We start from the raw sequence: 16,994 nt of genomic DNA, 5'->3' as shown, positions 1-16,994 counted from the left end.
CCAGGGCGACGGCGGGATTATCGCCCGGGTCGAAATGCCCAGGCGTCAGCGATGTCAGACCAGACTCTCGGGGTCGAGGCGATCGATGGCGTAGGGCAGCTGCAGAAGCTTCAGACGTTGATCCTCGCAGCTGAGGGCGGCCTCATCGGCGCGGGTGTTCAGCACCGCCAGTACCTCGGCCTGCCCATAGGCATCGAGGGCGCTTGCCACCACCTCGCCCTGGCGCTTGCCGCTTTCGTCGATCACCTCGCTGCCCAGCGGCGGCAGTCGAGTCCCCTCCAGCTGGGCGCGATACAGGCGCTTCTTGACCTGGCCGCGGAAGTGGGCGCGAGCCACCACTTCCTGCCCGGTGTAGCAGCCTTTCTTGAAACTGATGCCTGCCAGCGCCTCCCAGTTGAGCATCTGGGGCAGGTAGGCATCCTGCTGATCGGTATCGATGAAACACAGACCCGCCTGGATATCCGCCAGCCGCCATACCTGATTGCCCACCGGCTGACACTGCTCGATCAGGCGCGAGAACAAGGCCTCTGCCTGGTCTTCCGGCAGCATGATCAGGTAGCGGGGGCGAGGGCCAGGCTGGCCGAGCACCAGGGTCTCGCCGTGGCTCGCCTGGCGCCAGGGATCGGGCGGTGTCAGGTCGCAGTCGACCTCGGTCAGGGCGGGTGCTTCCTGGCCGATCAGGCCGATCAGCGCCAGGTCATCGCGAGCCGTCAGCTCGGCCTTGTAGAAGGCGGCGAACTTGCCCAGGTGCTGGGCCAGCGGGGCTACCAGACTGCGATGCAGCACGATCCTGAAGCGTTCGTCGTCGACCTTCATCAGCTGGCCGTTGGCAAGCATGCGGCCCTTGGGGGTGCAGAAGCAGGTCAGCGGGGCGAAGTGGCCGTTGGCGTGGGCGAGCTGGGCACTGGTCTGGCCCTGCAGAAAGCGCTCAGCGTCGGGGCCGACCACGTCCAGCGCGCCGAGATGGACCAGCGGGGTGGCCACGGTGCTGTCCAGGGCAAGGCGGGCCGCGTCGGGGGTGTCGAAGTCGACCTGGTCCGAGCCGGTCAAGCGGCCGCCGTGGGCGGTGATCCAATCCGTCATGAGCAATCCTGTCGCGCGTATCGAAAAAAGGTGAAGTTTGCGCCTGTCAGCAATGTGAGGGTGAGACGCCCCTTTTGCAAGGTACGGGCAGAAGAACCCGCACGGGGTGTCGTGCTAAGCTTTTCCACCTGTTTCAAGCTTGCGTTACGATCTTCGGTCCTTCCGCTTTACCCGCCAAGGAGGCGCGCCTCATGTCCCAGCAATCCCTGACCTTCCAGGGCGTCGACAACGCCGACCAGGTCAATCAGATCACCACCGCCTTGATGATGCTCGACGGCGTCGACAGTGTGGAGGTGGGCCGCCACGGTGCCGAGGTGGAGGGGCGCGCTCGCCGCGAGGCTCTGATCGAGGCGATCAAGCGACTCAAGCTCGGCATCGAGGTGAAATGATGAGTATTGATATCATCACCGAAAAGGATGGCAAGCTGCGCCAGCGGGTCACTATCGACAGTTTCGACGATCTGCTGGTCGATGTGCCCGTGGCCTTCGGCGGTGATGGCCTGGCGCCGGACCCCCACGACTACTTCGATCTGTCGCTGGGGGCGTGCAAGGCGATCACCTCTCAGATGTATGCACAACGCAAGGAGTGGCCCCTTGATGGCGTCAGCGTTAAGGTCACCCGAGACGAGCGCGACGAACGCAAGGGCGTCTATCGGCTCGATGTGGCGATGACCTTCCACGGCATCGAGGATCCTGAGCGGCTGGCACGGCTCGAGGAGATCAGCCACAAGTGCCCGATCCACCGCTTGATGACCACTTCCACGGTGGAAATCACCACGCGAACGCTGGCGCCAACGGCCCAAACCTGACGTCGGCGAGCGGGCGCGAGACTTGAAGTCGGCGCCAGCCGCCCCGATCTGGGTGGTGTCCCCCAGCAGGAGTCATGATGAGCAAGTCCTTTCGTCTGTCGTCGAAGTTCCAGCCTGCCGGTGACCAGCCGAGCGCTATCGAAAGCCTGGTAGGGGGGCTCGATTCGGGTCTGGCCCACCAGACCCTGCTCGGGGTGACCGGTTCGGGCAAGACCTTCACCATGGCCAACATCGTCGAGCGGCTGCAGCGGCCGACCATCGTCATGGCGCCGAACAAGACCCTGGCGGCCCAGTTGTACGGGGAGTTCAAGGCGTTCTTCCCGGATAACGCCGTGGAGTACTTCGTCTCCTACTACGACTACTACCAGCCCGAGGCCTATGTGCCCTCGTCGGACACCTTCATCGAGAAGGACGCCTCGATCAATGACCATATCGAGCAGATGCGACTGTCGGCGACCAAGGCCCTGCTGGAGCGTCGCGATGCGCTGATCGTGGTGTCGGTGTCGGCGATCTACGGTCTGGGTGATCCGGACCAGTATCTGAAGATGCGCCTGCACTTCACCCGCGGCGAGCTGATCGATCAGCGCGGCTTTCTGCGTCGTCTGGCGGAACTGCAGTACACCCGCAACGACATGGACTTCAAGCGCGGCACCTATCGGGTGCGTGGCGACGTCATCGACATCTTCCCGGCCGACGCCGAGGACGAGGCGGTCAGGGTGGAGCTGTTCGACGACGAGATCGACACCATCAGCCTGTTCGATCCGCTGACCGGCGAGGTACGTGGCAAGGTGCCCCGCATGACCATCTACCCCAAGAGCCACTACGTGACCCCGCGGGAGACCATTCTGGCGGCGGTGGATCGGATCAAAGAGGAGCTGGCCGAACGACTGACCTTCCTGCGCAAGGAAGATCGCCTGGTCGAGGCCCAGCGCCTGGAGCAGCGTACCCTCTACGACATCGAAATGATGATGGAGCTGGGCTACTGCAACGGCATCGAGAACTACTCGCGCTACCTGTCCGGACGCAACCCCGGCGAGCCGCCCCCCACCTTCTTCGACTACCTGCCCGCCGATGCGCTGCTGTTCATCGATGAGTCCCACGTCAGTGTGCCCCAGGTGGGCGGCATGTACCGCGGCGACCGCTCGCGCAAGGAGACCCTGGTCGAGTACGGTTTCCGCCTGCCGTCTGCGCTGGACAACCGTCCGATGAAGTTCGAGGAGTGGGAGCGGATTTCACCCCAGACCATCTTTGTCTCGGCCACGCCGGGTCCCTACGAGGCCGAGCACGCCGGCCAGGTGGTGGAGCAGGTGGTACGTCCCACCGGCCTGCTGGATCCCGAGATCGAGGTGCGTCCGGCCTCGACCCAGGTGGATGACCTGCTGTCGGAGATTCGTTTGCGCACCGCCGTGGGCGAGCGGGTGCTGGTCACCACCCTGACCAAGCGCATGGCGGAAGACCTGACCGAGTATCTGGACGAACACGACGTCAAGGTGCGCTACCTGCACTCGGATATCGATACGGTGGAGCGGGTCGAGATCATCCGCGACCTGCGTCTGGGCAAGTTCGACGTGCTGGTCGGTATCAACCTGCTGCGCGAGGGCCTGGATATCCCCGAGGTGTCGCTGGTGGCGATCCTCGACGCCGACAAGGAAGGCTTCCTGCGCGCCGAACGTTCGCTGATCCAGACGGTGGGGCGGGCCGCGCGTAACGCCAACGGCAAGGCGATCCTCTACGGCGACCGCATTACCGACTCGATGCGCAAGACCATCGATGAGACCGAGCGGCGCCGCGCCAAGCAGACGGCACACAACGAAGAACACGGCATCACGCCGCAGACGGTGACCCGTTCGGTGGCGGATATTCTCGAAGCCGCCCAGGCCCCGGGCAGCCGCAAGACTCGTGGACGCAAGGGCGAGCGCAAGGTGGCCGAGCCGGAAGCGGTCTACGATCCCGCCAGCCTGTCGCCGGAGGAGCTGCGCAAGGAGATGACGCGACTCGAGGACGCCATGAGCGAGGCCGCCGCCAATCTGGAGTTCGAAGAAGCGGCGCGGCTGCGCGATCGCCTGCATGGGCTCAGAGAGCGTCAGCTGGCGCTCGGAGCGGTATAAAGGAGGCAGCGTAAGCGGGGCGGGCGAATCTGGCAGTCCGTCCTGTCGTGACCGTGTCCTCGGTTCCTCTAATTGCGTGTTATACCGTTATCTTGCCGATTAGCCTGATCTTCCGCTTGGCTGCCCTGGCTGGCGCATCTTGTTCAATTGGCGCAGCGCAGGCTCGTTCTCCAGAGTGAGGCGGGATCTCCGCCAGCCGGCAAGCAGACGCCGGATCAGTAGCGCGTTAAACGAACCGGCACAGACGGCTGCCGAGCCGTGGCGTAATGCGCTACACTACGGGCCCTCGCAAGCCCGCCATGTCGCCTACGGGACGCCAAGAGAGCGGGCGTATCGACCCAGCCAAGGAGTCTGCCATGACCGTGATCCGCCAGGACGACCTCATCACGAGTGTCGCCGATGCCCTGCAGTACATCTCCTACTACCACCCCAAGGACTTTATCGACGCCATGGCGGCCGCCTACGAGCGGGAGGAGAATCCGGCGGCGAAGGATGCCATCGCCCAGATCCTGATCAACTCGCGGATGTGTGCCACCGGCCATCGTCCGATCTGCCAGGATACCGGCATCGTCACGGTCTTCGTCCATGTGGGCATGAACGTGCGCTTCGAGGCCGACATGAGCCTCGATGACATGATCAACGAAGGGGTGCGCCGGGCCTACAACTTCCCGGACAACGTGCTGCGCGCCTCGGTGCTGGCCGACCCCGACGGCAAGCGTCAGAACACGAAGGACAACACTCCGGCGGTGATCCACCACAAGCTGGTGCCTGGCGATACCGTCGAGGTTCACGTGGCGGCCAAGGGCGGCGGCAGCGAGGCCAAGTCCAAGTTCGCCATGCTCAATCCCTCCGACTCGGTGGTCGACTGGGTCATGGAACAGCTGCCGAAGATGGGCGCAGGCTGGTGTCCGCCCGGCATGCTCGGCATCGGCATCGGCGGAACCGCCGAGAAGGCCATGGAGCTGGCCAAGGAAGCCCTGCTCGATCCGATCGACATCCAGGACCTCCAGGCCAGAGGCGCTGCCAATCGCGCCGAGGAGCTGCGCCTGGAACTGTTCGACAAGGTCAACCGCAGCGGCATCGGTGCCCAGGGGCTGGGTGGCCTGACCACGGTGCTCGACATCAAGGTCAAGGATTACCCGACCCACGCCGCCAACAAGCCGGTGGCGATCATCCCCAACTGCGCGGCGACCCGTCATGCCCACTTTACCCTGGACGGCAGTGGGCCGGCGGCGCTCAAGGCGCCCAAGCTCGAGGATTGGCCGGAGATCACCCGTGAAGCCGGTGGCAACGTCAAGCGCGTCAATCTCGACGAGGTCACCCCGGAAGAGGTGAAGACCTGGCAGCCGGGCGATACCCTGTTGCTCAACGGCAAGCTGCTGACCGGGCGCGACGCGGCGCACAAGCGCATGGTCGACATGCTGGCCAAGGGCGAGTCGCTGCCGGTGGATCTGAAAGGGCGCTTCATCTACTACGTGGGGCCGGTCGATCCGGTCGGTGACGAAGTAGTGGGGCCGGCTGGACCGACCACCGCCACGCGCATGGACAAGTTCACCCGCACCATGCTCGAGCAGACAGGACTGTTGGGCATGGTCGGCAAGGCCGAGCGTGGTCAGATCGCGATCGAGGCCATCCGTGACAACCAGGCGGTGTACTTGATGGCGGTGGGTGGTGCGGCCTACCTGGTGTCCCAGGCGATCAAGGCCTCCAGGGTTGTCGGTTTCGAGGACCTGGGCATGGAAGCCATCTACGAGTTCGAGGTGGAGGACATGCCGGTGACCGTGGCGGTGGATAGCCAGGGTTCATCGGTGCACCAGACCGGTCCGGCCAAGTGGAAGGAAATCATCGCCGAGAGCGTCTGATCTCCCCATGCCATGTCTCGCCCCGGTGCACGGCGAGACACGATAGGCGGCCCCGTCATCTGGCGGGGCCGCCTGCGTTGCGGGTATGCTGAAGTCCGCAATAACGCTAGCTAGTGCGCCCCGACGCTCAGCGCTCGATGTGGTGCGGTGTCACACGGATGGAGACCTTCGATGACCTCATGGCTGCTTGGCCTGGCCATCTTTCTGATTCACCTGGGCGGGGCCATCTCCGCCGTGCTCGCGCTGATGTCGAGTCGAACCTCTCAGGGGGCGATCGCCTGGATCATTTCGCTGGTCGCCATGCCGTATCTGGCGTTGCCGGCCTACTGGGTTTTCGGCCGACCACGCTTCTACGGTTATGTGTCGGCGCGCGGCCAGCGCGATACGCTGCTACGGCGCGTGTTGTTGCGCTATCGAGATCGCTTCGATTCCTATCTGGTGGGGGCCACCGACGCCGACGTCAAGGCGGTCGAAAAGCTTGCCATGATGCCGCTGACCCGCGCCAACTCGACGGAGCTGCTGGTCGATGGCGATCAGACCTTCGACAGCCTGTTTGCCGGTATCGATGCGGCCCGCTCTTATATCCTCATTCAGTTCTTCATCGTGCGTAATGATGAACTTGGTCGTCGGCTGCAGGAACATCTGGTGCGGGCGGCACGGCGTCAGGTGCGGGTCTACTTCCTGTACGACGAGATCGGTAGCCGGCAGCTAGGCGACGGCTATCTGGGCGAGCTGCGCGAGGCGGGCATCCACGTCAGCGCCTTTCACTCCTCGCGCGGATGGCGTCACCGTTTTCAGCTCAATTTCCGCAACCATCGCAAGATCCTGGTAGTGGACGGTCGCGAAGGCTGGCTCGGTGGTTTTAACGTGGGGGTGGAGTATCTGGGACAGGATCCTCGCCACGGACCCTGGCGCGATACCCATCTGAAGCTGGTCGGGCCCAGTGTGCTGGGGCTGCAGGAAGCCTTCTGGGAGGACTGGCACTGGGCCACCGGCACCATGCTGAGTCTGTCCTGGGCGCCCCAGGTGGATCAGCGCACGCTCGATGAAGGCAACGGGCGCCATGTGGTGATCGTCCCTTCGGGCCCGGCGGATCCGCAGGAGACCGCGAGCCTGCTGGTCCAGCACCTGATCCACAGCGCCCATCGGCGTCTGTGGGTGACCAGTCCGTACTTCGTTCCCGATGAGGGCGTACAGGACGCACTGCGCCTGGCCGCCATGCGCGGGGTGGATGTGCGCATCATGATGCCGGAACGTCCCGACCATCTGCTGGTGTTCCTGTCGGCCTTCGCCTTCCTGCCGGACATGATCCGCGCCGGGGTCAAGGTCTATCGCTATCAGCCGGGATTTCTCCATCAGAAGGTCATGCTGATCGATGACAGCGCCGCCAGTGTCGGTACCGTCAATCTGGACAACCGCTCCTTCCGGTTGAACTTCGAGATCACCGCCCTGGTGCCACATCAGGCGTTCGCCCTGGAGGTGGAAGCCATGCTGGAACAGGACTTCGCCAACTGTCGCGAGGTCAGCCTCGACGAGCTGCGCTCGCGTCCGCTGTGGCGCAAGCTGGTGTCCCGGGCCGCCTACCTGCTGGCGCCTGTGCAGTAGCCTGTGCAGGCGCCGCCGCTGCCTTGCCATCCCCCGAGGCAAAAAGAGAACAAGGCTCTGCTGGAGGCTGGTCAATGTCCGGCACAGTGGCACGCAGCATGGCGGAGCAATAAAGCGTCAGTATTCCCTTGGGAAGGTGGGCGCTTTCCGGTACATTTAGCCGTTTTATCGGGCGGTCTGATGTGGCCCCTTCGGTCACGTTCAAGGCGATAGCGTCCCGTGTGGTTGGTGTCTTGACAAGGAGTGCTGGTGAATCTAGAAACGAAATGGCTCGAGGACTTCGTTGCGCTGTCCAACACCCGCAGCTTCTCGGCCTCCGCACGCCAGCGCCACGTCACCCAGCCGGCCTTCAGTCGCCGTATTCGCTCACTCGAACAGGCGGTGGGCGTCACCCTAGTGGATCGCTCGACCACGCCCATCGACCTGACCCCTCAGGGGCAGCTGTTTCTGGTGACCGCTCGCAATATCGTCGAGCAGCTCAACGAGTCCCTCGGCCATCTGCGCGGCCTGGCCATGGCCAACGAGGCGCTGGACGTGGTGGCAGCCCATTCGCTGGCGCTGAGCTTCTTCCCTCAATGGATCTCGCGGCTGCAGAAGGGGCTCGGGGAGTTGCCGACGCGGCTGGTGGCGATGAACGTGGGGGAGGCCATCCATGTGCTGCGCGAAGGCAACTGCGACCTGATGCTGGCCTACTACGACCCCTACGCCAGTATGCAGCTGGACGGGGAAGTCTTTCCCTCCTTTTCCATCGGGCGGGTCAAGATGATACCGGTGAGCCTGCCGGATGAGCAGGGAGCGCCGCGCTTCCCTCTGGACGGTGACGACTCCCTGCCGTACCTGGCCTACACCCAGGGTGCCTTTCTCGGGCGTAGCGTGCGCATGCTGTTGAAGAATGACCCGTTGCGCATGCGCTTGCGTACCGTCTACGAGACCGCCATGGCCGAGGGGCTCAAGGCCATGGTCATGCAGGGCGTGGGCATGGCCTGGATACCCGATTTCTGCCTCAGGCAGGAGCTGAAGAGCGGGGCGGTGGTGCGGGCCGGTGGCGAGCAATGGGACGTCCCGCTGGAGATCCGCCTGTATCGCTGTTCACTGGTGCATAAGCCCGGTGTCGAAAAACTGTGGCGCCAGATGATGAAGCTGCCGCGAGACTTCCTCGAGGCCTGATCGCCTTTACCTCTGACAAGTGCCTGCGGACCTGTGCCCGTCAGGCGCTATCCCCTCCTTGTACGACGACAGACAGGCAAGCCGCTGCTGGACCCGGCATGGAGGTGCCATGTCGCTCAGTGGTTGCGAAGACCCCCGCGTCTATTCCCATTTCCTGTCTTTGATCCCGCTTTGTTTTCCTGGTTGATCCCAACATTCGTGTCCTGACGTTTTTACCATGCTTTCCTGACTGATCCTGGCTGTCGCGTACTGGCGTTTTCGCTCTAGATGGCTTGGAAATTCACGATGCTGGCTGGTGGCGCTTGTCCCGTTAAGCGAGGGTTTCGCATCCGATGGCATGCAGCTAGGTCATGCCTTTCTCGCGCTACCTGCTGCGTGTGTATCCGTACCCAGCCAATGAAAAGGAGCATGAAAGGTGTAACAAAAGAGGGCCTTTCTCGCCCAGGTGACACTCTGTGCACTACCGAACGTTGTCGGTCATGACTGTGATCAAGGTCAAGAAACTGGGCCAACCTTTGCGCTCTTCGGGTTTTCATATTGACCCATTGTCCAGCTCTCTGGATAGTTGATTACACGAAGTAACATAAGTTATACGCTCGCTTTCTCGACGTTTGTGCGCTGTTGCAATGTTGGGCGCCTGTCGGTGGCGGCCGGTAGGCAGGTGCGCAACCAGCAGGCAAGACGCGTCACTCTTGAAGGCTGAGGTAATTTCGGCAGGGGGCACAGGGATGGTCGATAAAAAGTGTGGAGTGGCAGGCCAGAGGGCCTCGTGCTTCGGAAAGCAATATGGAAAGACCTGGGTCGGCGTCGCAACGGCGCTGGTGCTGTCCGGCTGCGCTGTCACCCCTCAACCGATGTCGCAACAGGCCAATGAACAACGCGCCGACGACCTGTTGGCGAGGGTCACGGCCAGTCAGGAACCCGTTATTGCCCCAATCGATCTCTATTCGGCAATGGCCCGCGCCATCAAGTACAACCTGGACTATCGGGTGGAAGTGATGGAGCAGGCCCTGCGCACCAAGGAGCTCGATCTGGCGCACTACGATTTGCTGCCCAAGGTGGTCGGCAACCTCAACTTTACCGGACGCGACAATGAACCGGGCAGTTCCAGCATTTCTCTGTTGAGTGGTCAGGAGTCGCTGGAACCTTCGTCATCCAGCGAACGCAACCAGTTGGCGACCGACCTTACCATGAGCTGGGACGTGCTCGATTTTGGCCTGTCCTATGTGCGGGCTCAGCAGAGGGCCGACAGCGTCATGCTGGCCGAGGAAAGCAAGCGCAAGGTCATCCAGCGCATCATCGAGGATGTACGCGCCGCCTACTGGCGAGCGGTCAGCGCAGAACGTCTGTTGGCCAAGACTCGAGAGCTCGAGGAGAGCACACGAAGGGCGCTGGATCAGGCCCACCGTCAGCAGCGCAGTGCTTTGACGGCGCCGCTTCCTGCGCTTAGCTATGAACGTGAACTGCTGACCATTCGCCGCGACCTCGAGTCACTGACGCGGGAGCTGCGGGTGTCCAAGCAGCAGTTGGCGGCGCTGATGAACCTTCCGCCCGAGCAACCCTACCAACTGGTGTTGCCGCCGCGTGACCTGGCCTGGAAAGGGATCGACCTTTCCTACGACACCATGTTGAAGCTGGCGGTGATGAATCGCCCGGAGCTGCGCGAAGTCGCCTACCAATTGCGCAACAACGAGCGCGAGGGCACCACAGCGATTCTGGAAACCTTGCCGAGTCTCAAGCTTTTCGTCGGAGCCAACTATAGCGACGACGACTTTCTCTACAACAGTGACTGGGTCAGCTATGGCGCTCGCGCCAGCTGGAACCTGCTGAAGGTGTTCAGTCTGCCGGCCCGTCAGGATCGTATCGACGCCCAGAGCGATCTGCTCGATGCACGGAGCCTGGCATTGACCATGGCGGTGGCGACTCAGGTATCGGTGACCCGAGCACGCTATGAACTGCGGCGCGGAGAACTCGGCACGGCCAAGCGATTCCTTGAGGTGCAGCGAGCGATCGAGCATCAGGTGGAAGCCGGCTATCGTGCCAGGCACGTCAGCGAACAGACCCTGATTCGTGAACAGATGAATACCCTGCTGGCCGAGGTGCGGATGGATCAGGCGCTGTCGGACCTCCAGGGGGCCTACGCCAATGTCTATACGGCCACAGGCATCGACGCAGTGGATGCCGGCATGAGCAGCAACGAAAGCGTCCTGGAGCTTGCCGATGATCTGCGTGCTCTGTGGGCGCAGCGTGGCGATGCCTTGGCCATTGACGTGGTGGCATCGCCATGAGGGCGCACGGGATGAACAGCAGAAGCCTGGGGGCGGGGCAGTGTGGCCAGCGGACTCGCACGCTCTGGCCGGGACTCGTGCTGGCAGTGCTGCTGTCGGGGGCTGCCCAGGCCAGCGACATGGGCGAGGCCAGAGGCATCCTGAGGGCCGAGCACGAGGCGATACTGTCGAGTCGTCTATCGGCCAGAGTGCTTGAGGTGCCGTTCAAGGAAGGCGACCACTTCGATGCCGATGAGGTGCTGGTCGGCTTCGACTGCGCCGGACTCGACGCCGAGTTGCGTGCGACGGAGGCTAAGGCCGCAGCGGAATCCCGCAACGCCGCCATGCAGAACGAACTGTTGCAGATGGGCGCCACCGGACAGGCGGATGCCGACATTGCACGTTTCAAGGTGCGTGAGCAGCGGGCCCGGGTGGCCGCCATCCAGGAGCAACGCAAGGATTGTCAGATCAAGGCGCCTTTTGCCGGGCGAGTGGTTGAGCCCATGGTACGCCCCAACGAGACGCCGGAAGCCAACGCTCCCCTGATCCAGGTGGTGAGTGACGGCGCACTGGAATTGCATATGGTGGTGCCTTCCTGCTGGTTGAGTTGGATGACCCGGGGTAGCGCCTTCGGCTTCGAGGTGGACGAGACCGGCGACAGGCTTGACGCAGAAGTGTCGCGCATCTCGGCTGCCGTCGATCCCGTCAGCCAGACCGTCAAGGTGATCAGCCGAGTGGACAATGCACCGGCACGGGTTCTTCCCGGGATGAGCGGCACCGCGACCTGGCCCTCCAGGGGGGGCGGTGAGGGCAGGCGCTGTGGAGTGACCTCCTCATGACGAGTGTGGCGATTGAGCGCCAGTCTACTACCGAGGCGCAACACCCGGTGGCGGAGGGTCAGGCCAGAGCGAGTGGCTCGGAGGTGGGGCCAGGTGGCGAGCGGCTGATTCGTATCGAAGGCGCCTTGCGCCACTGTGACAGCCTCGACCAGCTGTGGTGCCACCTGGCCAATGAGGGGCAGAGCCTGCTCCAGGCTCGCCAGTCACTGGTGTTTTGCCTGTCGGGCAGAAATCGCTGGCGAGTCAAGGCGGTGGGAGGACTTGCGCGGGTGCCTCATGACAGTGCTCAGGTGCTTGCCTACCAGCATCTGGTGGGCAGTGACTGGCGTGAACACCGGGACGAGACGCAACCGCGCTTGCTGGATCTTGCCAACGTCCTGGAGGACGAAGGCATACCCGCCATGCGCCATGGGCTGTGGATACCGCTAAGCTATGGCGACCGGCCCATCGGCGCCGGTTGGTTACTGACTCGCGAGCGTGCCTGGGAAACACCGCACCTGGCCCTGGCCAGTCGTCTTGCCCAGGCCTACGGTCACGGCGCCAGCGCGATCCGAGGTCGACGCCGTGTGTCTCTTGGGCGAGCACGGGGGGCGCGCGGACTGGCGCTGGCTACGGTGCTGGGCCTGGGGGCAGCCTTGGCGCTGGTGCAGGTACCGCTGACGTCGAGGGCGCCCGCTGAGGTGGTCGCCAGTGAGCCGTTTGTCGTGGCGGCACCGATGGCGGGCGTCGTCGACCGCATCCTGGTCGCTCCCGGCGCCCGGGTGGCGCTGGGTGATCCGCTGGTGCAGCTGGTGGACGTGGAACTACGCAATGACTTCGAAGTTGCCCAGCGCAAGGTTCAGGTGGCCCAGTCCAAGGCGTTGAGGCTACAGCAGGCTGCCATCGCAAGCAGTGAGGCCAAGCGCGAGCTCGCCATCGCTCGCAGCGAGCTGAGAGTTGCCGAAGCCGAGCGAGATTATGCCCATGACCTGCTCGACAAGGCGGTAGTTCGCGCCGAGCGCAGCGGGGTCGCCCTCTATGGCGACCCGCAGGATTGGGTAGGGCGTCCCGTGCGGGTGGGTGAAGCCGTGATGCAGGTAGCGGACCCGGCGGATATTGCTTTCCGGCTCGAAGTGGCGGCCGCCGACGCCGTCACCCTCGAACGTGGAGCCTCGGTGGATGTGTTTCTTGATGCAGCACCCCTCGAACCGGTGTCGGCGGTCGTGGCACGGGCCGCCTACAAGGCCGAAAAGAACGCCAGCGGTATCGCCAATTTCAAGGTGATGGCGATACCGGAAACGCCGAGAGAAGACATGCCGCGGCTGGGTCTCAGAGGCACGGCGCGAATCCATGGTGAGCCGGTATCACTGTTCTACTATCTGTTCCGGCGCCCGATCGTCACCTTCAGACAGTTGACAGGCGTCTAGGCCGTGGCCAGGGCAATGGAGGGCACGTCTGATTCAGCAAAGCAGGAGCTGCTTGGGTCGCTTCGTCAGGAGCTCGAGCTGATCGAAGGTGGGGCAGAACCAGGCAAGGCCGCTCGCTGGAAGATTCATGACCCGCTGGCCGGACGTTTTTTCGAGATTGATGCCAGGGTCGTCGATATTCTCGCCTGCTGGTCGGCGGGGACGGTGGAGGCTTTGAGGCGACGTCTTGACGCCCGCGGACACGTTGACATCAGCGAAGATGATATTCGCCAGATCCAGCAATTTCTGGATCACAACGACCTGCTCGAGGCCAGCGAAGGCCGCAGCTTCGACAAGGCTCGGCGATATCGTGAGGCCAGCCGGCCATCCTGGTGGAAGTGGCTGCTTCATCACTACCTTTTCGTGCGTATCCCCCTGGTGTATCCAGGGCGTGGGTTGAAGCGATGCCTACCGCTGGTCGCCATCTTCTTTCATCGAGGCTTTTGGCTCTTCACGGCGATCCTGGGTGTCATTGGCCTCTACCTTGTTTCTCGCCAATGGGAGAGCTTCTTCACCACCTTGCCGGCGATGTTCAGCGTTTCCGGTGTGGTCGCGTTTTCCCTGAGTCTGGTGCTGGTGAAGACGCTGCATGAGCTTGGCCACGGCTTCTGTGCGACCCGCTTTGGGGTTCGTGTGTCGAGCATGGGGGTGGCGCTGATCGTGATGATGCCGGTGCTGTTTACCGACACCACCGATGCCTGGCGGCTGCCCCGGCGGCGCAAACGTGTGCTGATCGATCTGGCCGGGGTGGCGGTGGAACTGGTCATCGCTGTCTATGCCACTCTGGCCTGGGTTTTTCTACCGGATGGCGCTCTGCGGTTCGTGGCCTTTGCGCTTGCCACCACCGGTTGGGTGCTGAGCCTGGCGGTGAACCTCAATCCCCTGATGCGCTTCGACGGCTACTACCTGTTCAGTGACCTGCTCGGCATTGTCAACCTGCAGGAGCGGGGCTTTGCCATGGGGCGCTGGTGGTTGAGGGAAGGGCTTTTCGGTTTTAGCGATACGCCGCCGGAAGCGCTGAGTCGTGCCAAGCGCCGGGTATTGATCGGCTATGCCCTGGCGGTATGGGTGTATCGCTTCTTTCTGTTTCTCGGGATTGCCCTGGTGGTCTACCACCTCTTTTTCAAGGTGCTGGGCGTCTTTCTCTTCAGCGTGGAAATTCTATGGTTCATTGTCATGCCGATACTGCGTGAGCTGATGGTCTGGTGGAAAAGACGCAGGGAGGCTGGCCGGCGGGTGCTGATGACCCTGGCGGTGGCCGCCGGCATCGCTGCCTTCGTTGCCTTGCCTCTGCCTCATCGAATCACGGTGCCGGTGGTGTTCGGCGCCAGTCAACAGGTTCCGGTGTTTGCCCATCGCGCCGCCAGGGTCGAGCAGGTGCTGGTCCGCGTCGGCGATGTCGTCGAGCGGGGGCAGGTACTGGTCAGGCTCGAAGTGCCAGCGTTGCAACAGCGGGAAAGAACGGTGCAGGAACATCTGAATCTGGTGGATAGGCGCCTGGACCGACGAAGTGCCGACAACACGGACCTGTCCCAGAGTCTGGTACTGGAGAGCGAACGGGACATGCAACGCCAGCAGCTTGCTGGACTCACCGATCAACGTCGTCGGCTCGACGTCATCGCCCCCATGGACGGCACGGTGGTTGAGCTTGCCGACTACCTGCATTCGGGCCGCTGGGTCGGCACAGACCTTCGTCTGGCGTTGGTAGCCAGTACGGATCGGCTATCCGCCCGTGGCTACGTCAGCAGCGATGATCTGGGATTGCTGGCGCTCGGTCAGCCTTGTTTTTTTGTCGATGATGAGCGTCTCTGGCCGCAGACCCCCATGCACGTCGAGCGAATCGCCGCCGCCGCTTCCCGCTACGTCGATCAGTGGATGTTGGCGTCAGACCACGGCGGACCTATCGCGGCACGGCCCGATGACCAACGCTCCGTGCCGGAACGTGCGCTATTCGAACTGTTGGCAGTCTCTGACCAGGACCAATCGTCGCCGCTCACCGAGCTTCGCGGGGAGCTTCACCTGGAGGGGCAACCGTCTAGCCTGGCAGCCAGCATGGCACGTCGTGTGGCCCAGGTGCTGGTGCGTGAGTGGGGGTCATAGGCGTCGCAGTCATTGAAACCTGACACGTCCAGGTGACGGTCAGCCCGAATTCAAAGAGGGAGATCCGACATGATCAAGGACGACTTGTTGATTCGCGAACTCGAAGCCCGGGTGTTGCTGGATGCTGCCAGTACCGCCACCGTCGATAACGTCAAGCAAGCGGCTGACGCCGCGGTCGCAACGACAGATACGGGCTCCGCGGATCATGATGCAGGCCATGATGTATTGATGAGCGCCCTGCAGCACGTGGAAGCCCAGAAGGGCGGGCGGGAGCGTGCTGCCGGGGGCTCCGACATCGATGGAGATGGCGTCCTGGATGTCGACGACATCGATGATGATGGGGACGGTATTCTCGATTCAGTGGAAGGTGGGGCACAGAAAATAACCTGCAATGGCGTGACGAGCGGCGGGGCTTCTTCGGCTCCTCTGGATCGCCTGGTAGACGGGAATACCAAAACTTACTTTGTATCGTCCACTGCAGAGCAAATCAGCGATTTTACGTTCAATTTTGATCCACCCATCGATCGTATCTATGGGATCGATCTGTGGAACAATGCGGGAAGTATACTTAATGATTCACAATCGATTGGCTCGATAGGTGAGATAAGGTTTTATAATTCTTCCGGGGACTTGATCTATTCAAGCACTCGATATGCTGCCACTAACTCTATCCCCGAAGGGGCGGCTGGTTGGCCGCTTCATATGGATATACCGAAAGATATTCACGGTGTGGCAAGTATTCAGTTTTTCAATATTAAAGAGCAGGTGGGAGGTGGAGCAGGGATTGCCGTGACAGAAGTCGAATTCTTCGGCAGGATCGACAGTGACGGAGACGGAGCCGCTGATTCTGCTGACCTGGATAGCGACAACGATGGTATCACCGACAACATCGAGGCCCAGTCCACCAAGGGGTATGTGGCGCCCAGCGGCATCGACAAGGACAAGGATGGCCTGGATGACGCCTACGATGCTGCCACCGCCAATACCTCCGCTACGGCCAGCAAGGGCCTGGCGCCGGTCGATACCGATGACGACAGCACCACAGACTACCTCGATAGCGACTCCGACGACGACGGCAAGCAGGACATCGCCGAGCGCGACGCTGGGGCCTGGTCCATCACTAGTGAAACCGATACCGATGGCGACGGTCTGCTCGACATCTTCGAGGGAGCGGATGCCAATGATGGCTTTGACGCCAACGACGAGCTGATCAAGGATGGGAGATTTACCCTTTCCGATAGTGACAACGACGTCAGCGCGGATGGCTCAGACGCGGTGCCGAGCGTAGCTGACTTTGACTATCGTGATAGCGCTCGCCTCGACCCGGATGGTGATGGTATCGATAACAGCGTCGATATCGATGATGATAATGATGGGATTATCGACGATAACGAGTATGACTTTAGTCGACCAAATCTGGTGGAGAATGGCGGATTTTCCGGTGGGGATTCCTCTGGTTGGTATTTCAGCGGCTCAGACCTTGTTGATAACAATACTTCAAAGCCTAGTTGGGTTAATAGTGCAAAAAACTCATCGCTGAGCGGGGGCCTCTTTGATGAGATCAGCCCTGGTGAGAATGGTGGGAATCATAGTCTGGTAAATGCAGCGGATGGCAGCGAGTCACTTGTCTACAAGTTCGGCAAGGAGTTGGCGGCAGGTGACTATCGATACAGCTTCGATCTCTCAAAAACGTATTCGCGTGGTTCGGAT

The 16,994-nt window shown here is 62.3% G+C and carries 11 protein-coding genes; 10 read left to right on the top strand and 1 reads right to left on the bottom strand.

Annotated features, from left to right (window positions below; translation table 11 throughout):
- Nucleotides 1–54 precede the first annotated feature (54 nt).
- The gene (locus KUV74_RS16015) at nucleotides 55–1,083 is read right to left on the bottom strand and encodes a YgfZ/GcvT domain-containing protein (protein WP_222516834.1); all 1,029 of its coding nucleotides are present in this window, start codon (nucleotides 1,081–1,083) and stop codon (nucleotides 55–57) included.
- 191 nt (nucleotides 1,084–1,274) lie between these two features.
- Here KUV74_RS16015 and KUV74_RS16010 point away from each other — a divergent pair, with 191 nt between their 5' ends.
- From KUV74_RS16010 to KUV74_RS21005, 10 genes are all read left to right on the top strand, one after another.
- A complete protein-coding gene (locus tag KUV74_RS16010; RefSeq protein WP_045991458.1) occupies nucleotides 1,275–1,472 on the top strand; it encodes a hypothetical protein in 198 nt (65 codons plus the stop codon).
- Complete coding sequence (locus tag KUV74_RS16005; protein ID WP_222516833.1) at nucleotides 1,472–1,891, top strand: OsmC family protein; 420 nt, start codon at nucleotides 1,472–1,474, stop codon at nucleotides 1,889–1,891. The genes KUV74_RS16010 and KUV74_RS16005 overlap by 1 nt, the downstream gene beginning before the upstream one ends.
- A gap of 77 nt (nucleotides 1,892–1,968) precedes the next feature.
- Nucleotides 1,969–3,999, top strand: coding sequence for an excinuclease ABC subunit UvrB (uvrB, locus tag KUV74_RS16000; protein WP_045991457.1), 2,031 nt, complete (start codon nucleotides 1,969–1,971; stop codon nucleotides 3,997–3,999).
- 356 nt (nucleotides 4,000–4,355) lie between these two features.
- Nucleotides 4,356–5,861: a fumarate hydratase gene (locus tag KUV74_RS15995; protein ID WP_045991456.1), complete on the top strand. Its 1,506-nt coding sequence runs from the start codon at nucleotides 4,356–4,358 to the stop codon at nucleotides 5,859–5,861.
- A 171-nt stretch (nucleotides 5,862–6,032) separates the two neighbouring features.
- Nucleotides 6,033–7,466, top strand: coding sequence for a cardiolipin synthase (gene cls, locus KUV74_RS15990; protein WP_222516832.1), 1,434 nt, complete (start codon nucleotides 6,033–6,035; stop codon nucleotides 7,464–7,466).
- Nucleotides 7,467–7,715: 249 nt separating this feature from the next.
- Nucleotides 7,716–8,633, top strand: a complete 918-nt coding sequence (locus tag KUV74_RS15985; protein ID WP_108133590.1) for a LysR substrate-binding domain-containing protein — start codon at nucleotides 7,716–7,718, stop codon at nucleotides 8,631–8,633.
- A 953-nt stretch (nucleotides 8,634–9,586) separates the two neighbouring features.
- Entirely contained in the window at nucleotides 9,587–10,921 is a 1,335-nt protein-coding gene (locus KUV74_RS15980; protein ID WP_222516831.1) for a TolC family protein, read from the top strand.
- 11 nt (nucleotides 10,922–10,932) lie between these two features.
- Nucleotides 10,933–11,739 carry an efflux RND transporter periplasmic adaptor subunit gene (locus KUV74_RS15975; protein WP_222516830.1) on the top strand — a complete coding sequence of 269 codons (807 nt, stop codon included), beginning with the start codon at nucleotides 10,933–10,935 and terminating at the stop codon, nucleotides 11,737–11,739.
- Nucleotides 11,736–13,145, top strand: coding sequence for an efflux RND transporter periplasmic adaptor subunit (locus KUV74_RS15970; protein WP_222516829.1), 1,410 nt, complete (start codon nucleotides 11,736–11,738; stop codon nucleotides 13,143–13,145). Before KUV74_RS15975 ends, KUV74_RS15970 begins: the two co-directional genes overlap by 4 nt.
- A 3-nt stretch (nucleotides 13,146–13,148) precedes the next feature.
- On the top strand, nucleotides 13,149–15,284 hold the full coding sequence (locus tag KUV74_RS21005; RefSeq protein ID WP_222516828.1) for a site-2 protease family protein: 2,136 nt from the start codon (nucleotides 13,149–13,151) through the stop codon (nucleotides 15,282–15,284).
- Nucleotides 15,285–16,994: the final 1,710 nt, after the last annotated feature.

This window comes from Halomonas sp. DP1Y21-3 (genome assembly GCF_019801245.1).
Taxonomy (GTDB): Bacteria; Pseudomonadota; Gammaproteobacteria; order Pseudomonadales; family Halomonadaceae; genus Halomonas; species Halomonas litopenaei.
This window is presented reverse-complemented; position numbering and strand designations above follow the sequence as displayed.

Coding starts and splice junctions, on each gene's coding strand:
- KUV74_RS16015 (WP_222516834.1), bottom strand. CDS start 1,083: ATGACGGATTGGATCACCGCCCACGGCGGCCGCTTGACCGGCTCGGAC.
- KUV74_RS16010 (WP_045991458.1), top strand. CDS start 1,275: ATGTCCCAGCAATCCCTGACCTTCCAGGGCGTCGACAACGCCGACCAG.
- KUV74_RS16005 (WP_222516833.1), top strand. CDS start 1,472: ATGAGTATTGATATCATCACCGAAAAGGATGGCAAGCTGCGCCAGCGG.
- uvrB (WP_045991457.1), top strand. CDS start 1,969: ATGAGCAAGTCCTTTCGTCTGTCGTCGAAGTTCCAGCCTGCCGGTGAC.
- KUV74_RS15995 (WP_045991456.1), top strand. CDS start 4,356: ATGACCGTGATCCGCCAGGACGACCTCATCACGAGTGTCGCCGATGCC.
- cls (WP_222516832.1), top strand. CDS start 6,033: ATGACCTCATGGCTGCTTGGCCTGGCCATCTTTCTGATTCACCTGGGC.
- KUV74_RS15980 (WP_222516831.1), top strand. CDS start 9,587: ATGGCCCGCGCCATCAAGTACAACCTGGACTATCGGGTGGAAGTGATG.
- KUV74_RS15975 (WP_222516830.1), top strand. CDS start 10,933: ATGAACAGCAGAAGCCTGGGGGCGGGGCAGTGTGGCCAGCGGACTCGC.
- KUV74_RS15970 (WP_222516829.1), top strand. CDS start 11,736: ATGACGAGTGTGGCGATTGAGCGCCAGTCTACTACCGAGGCGCAACAC.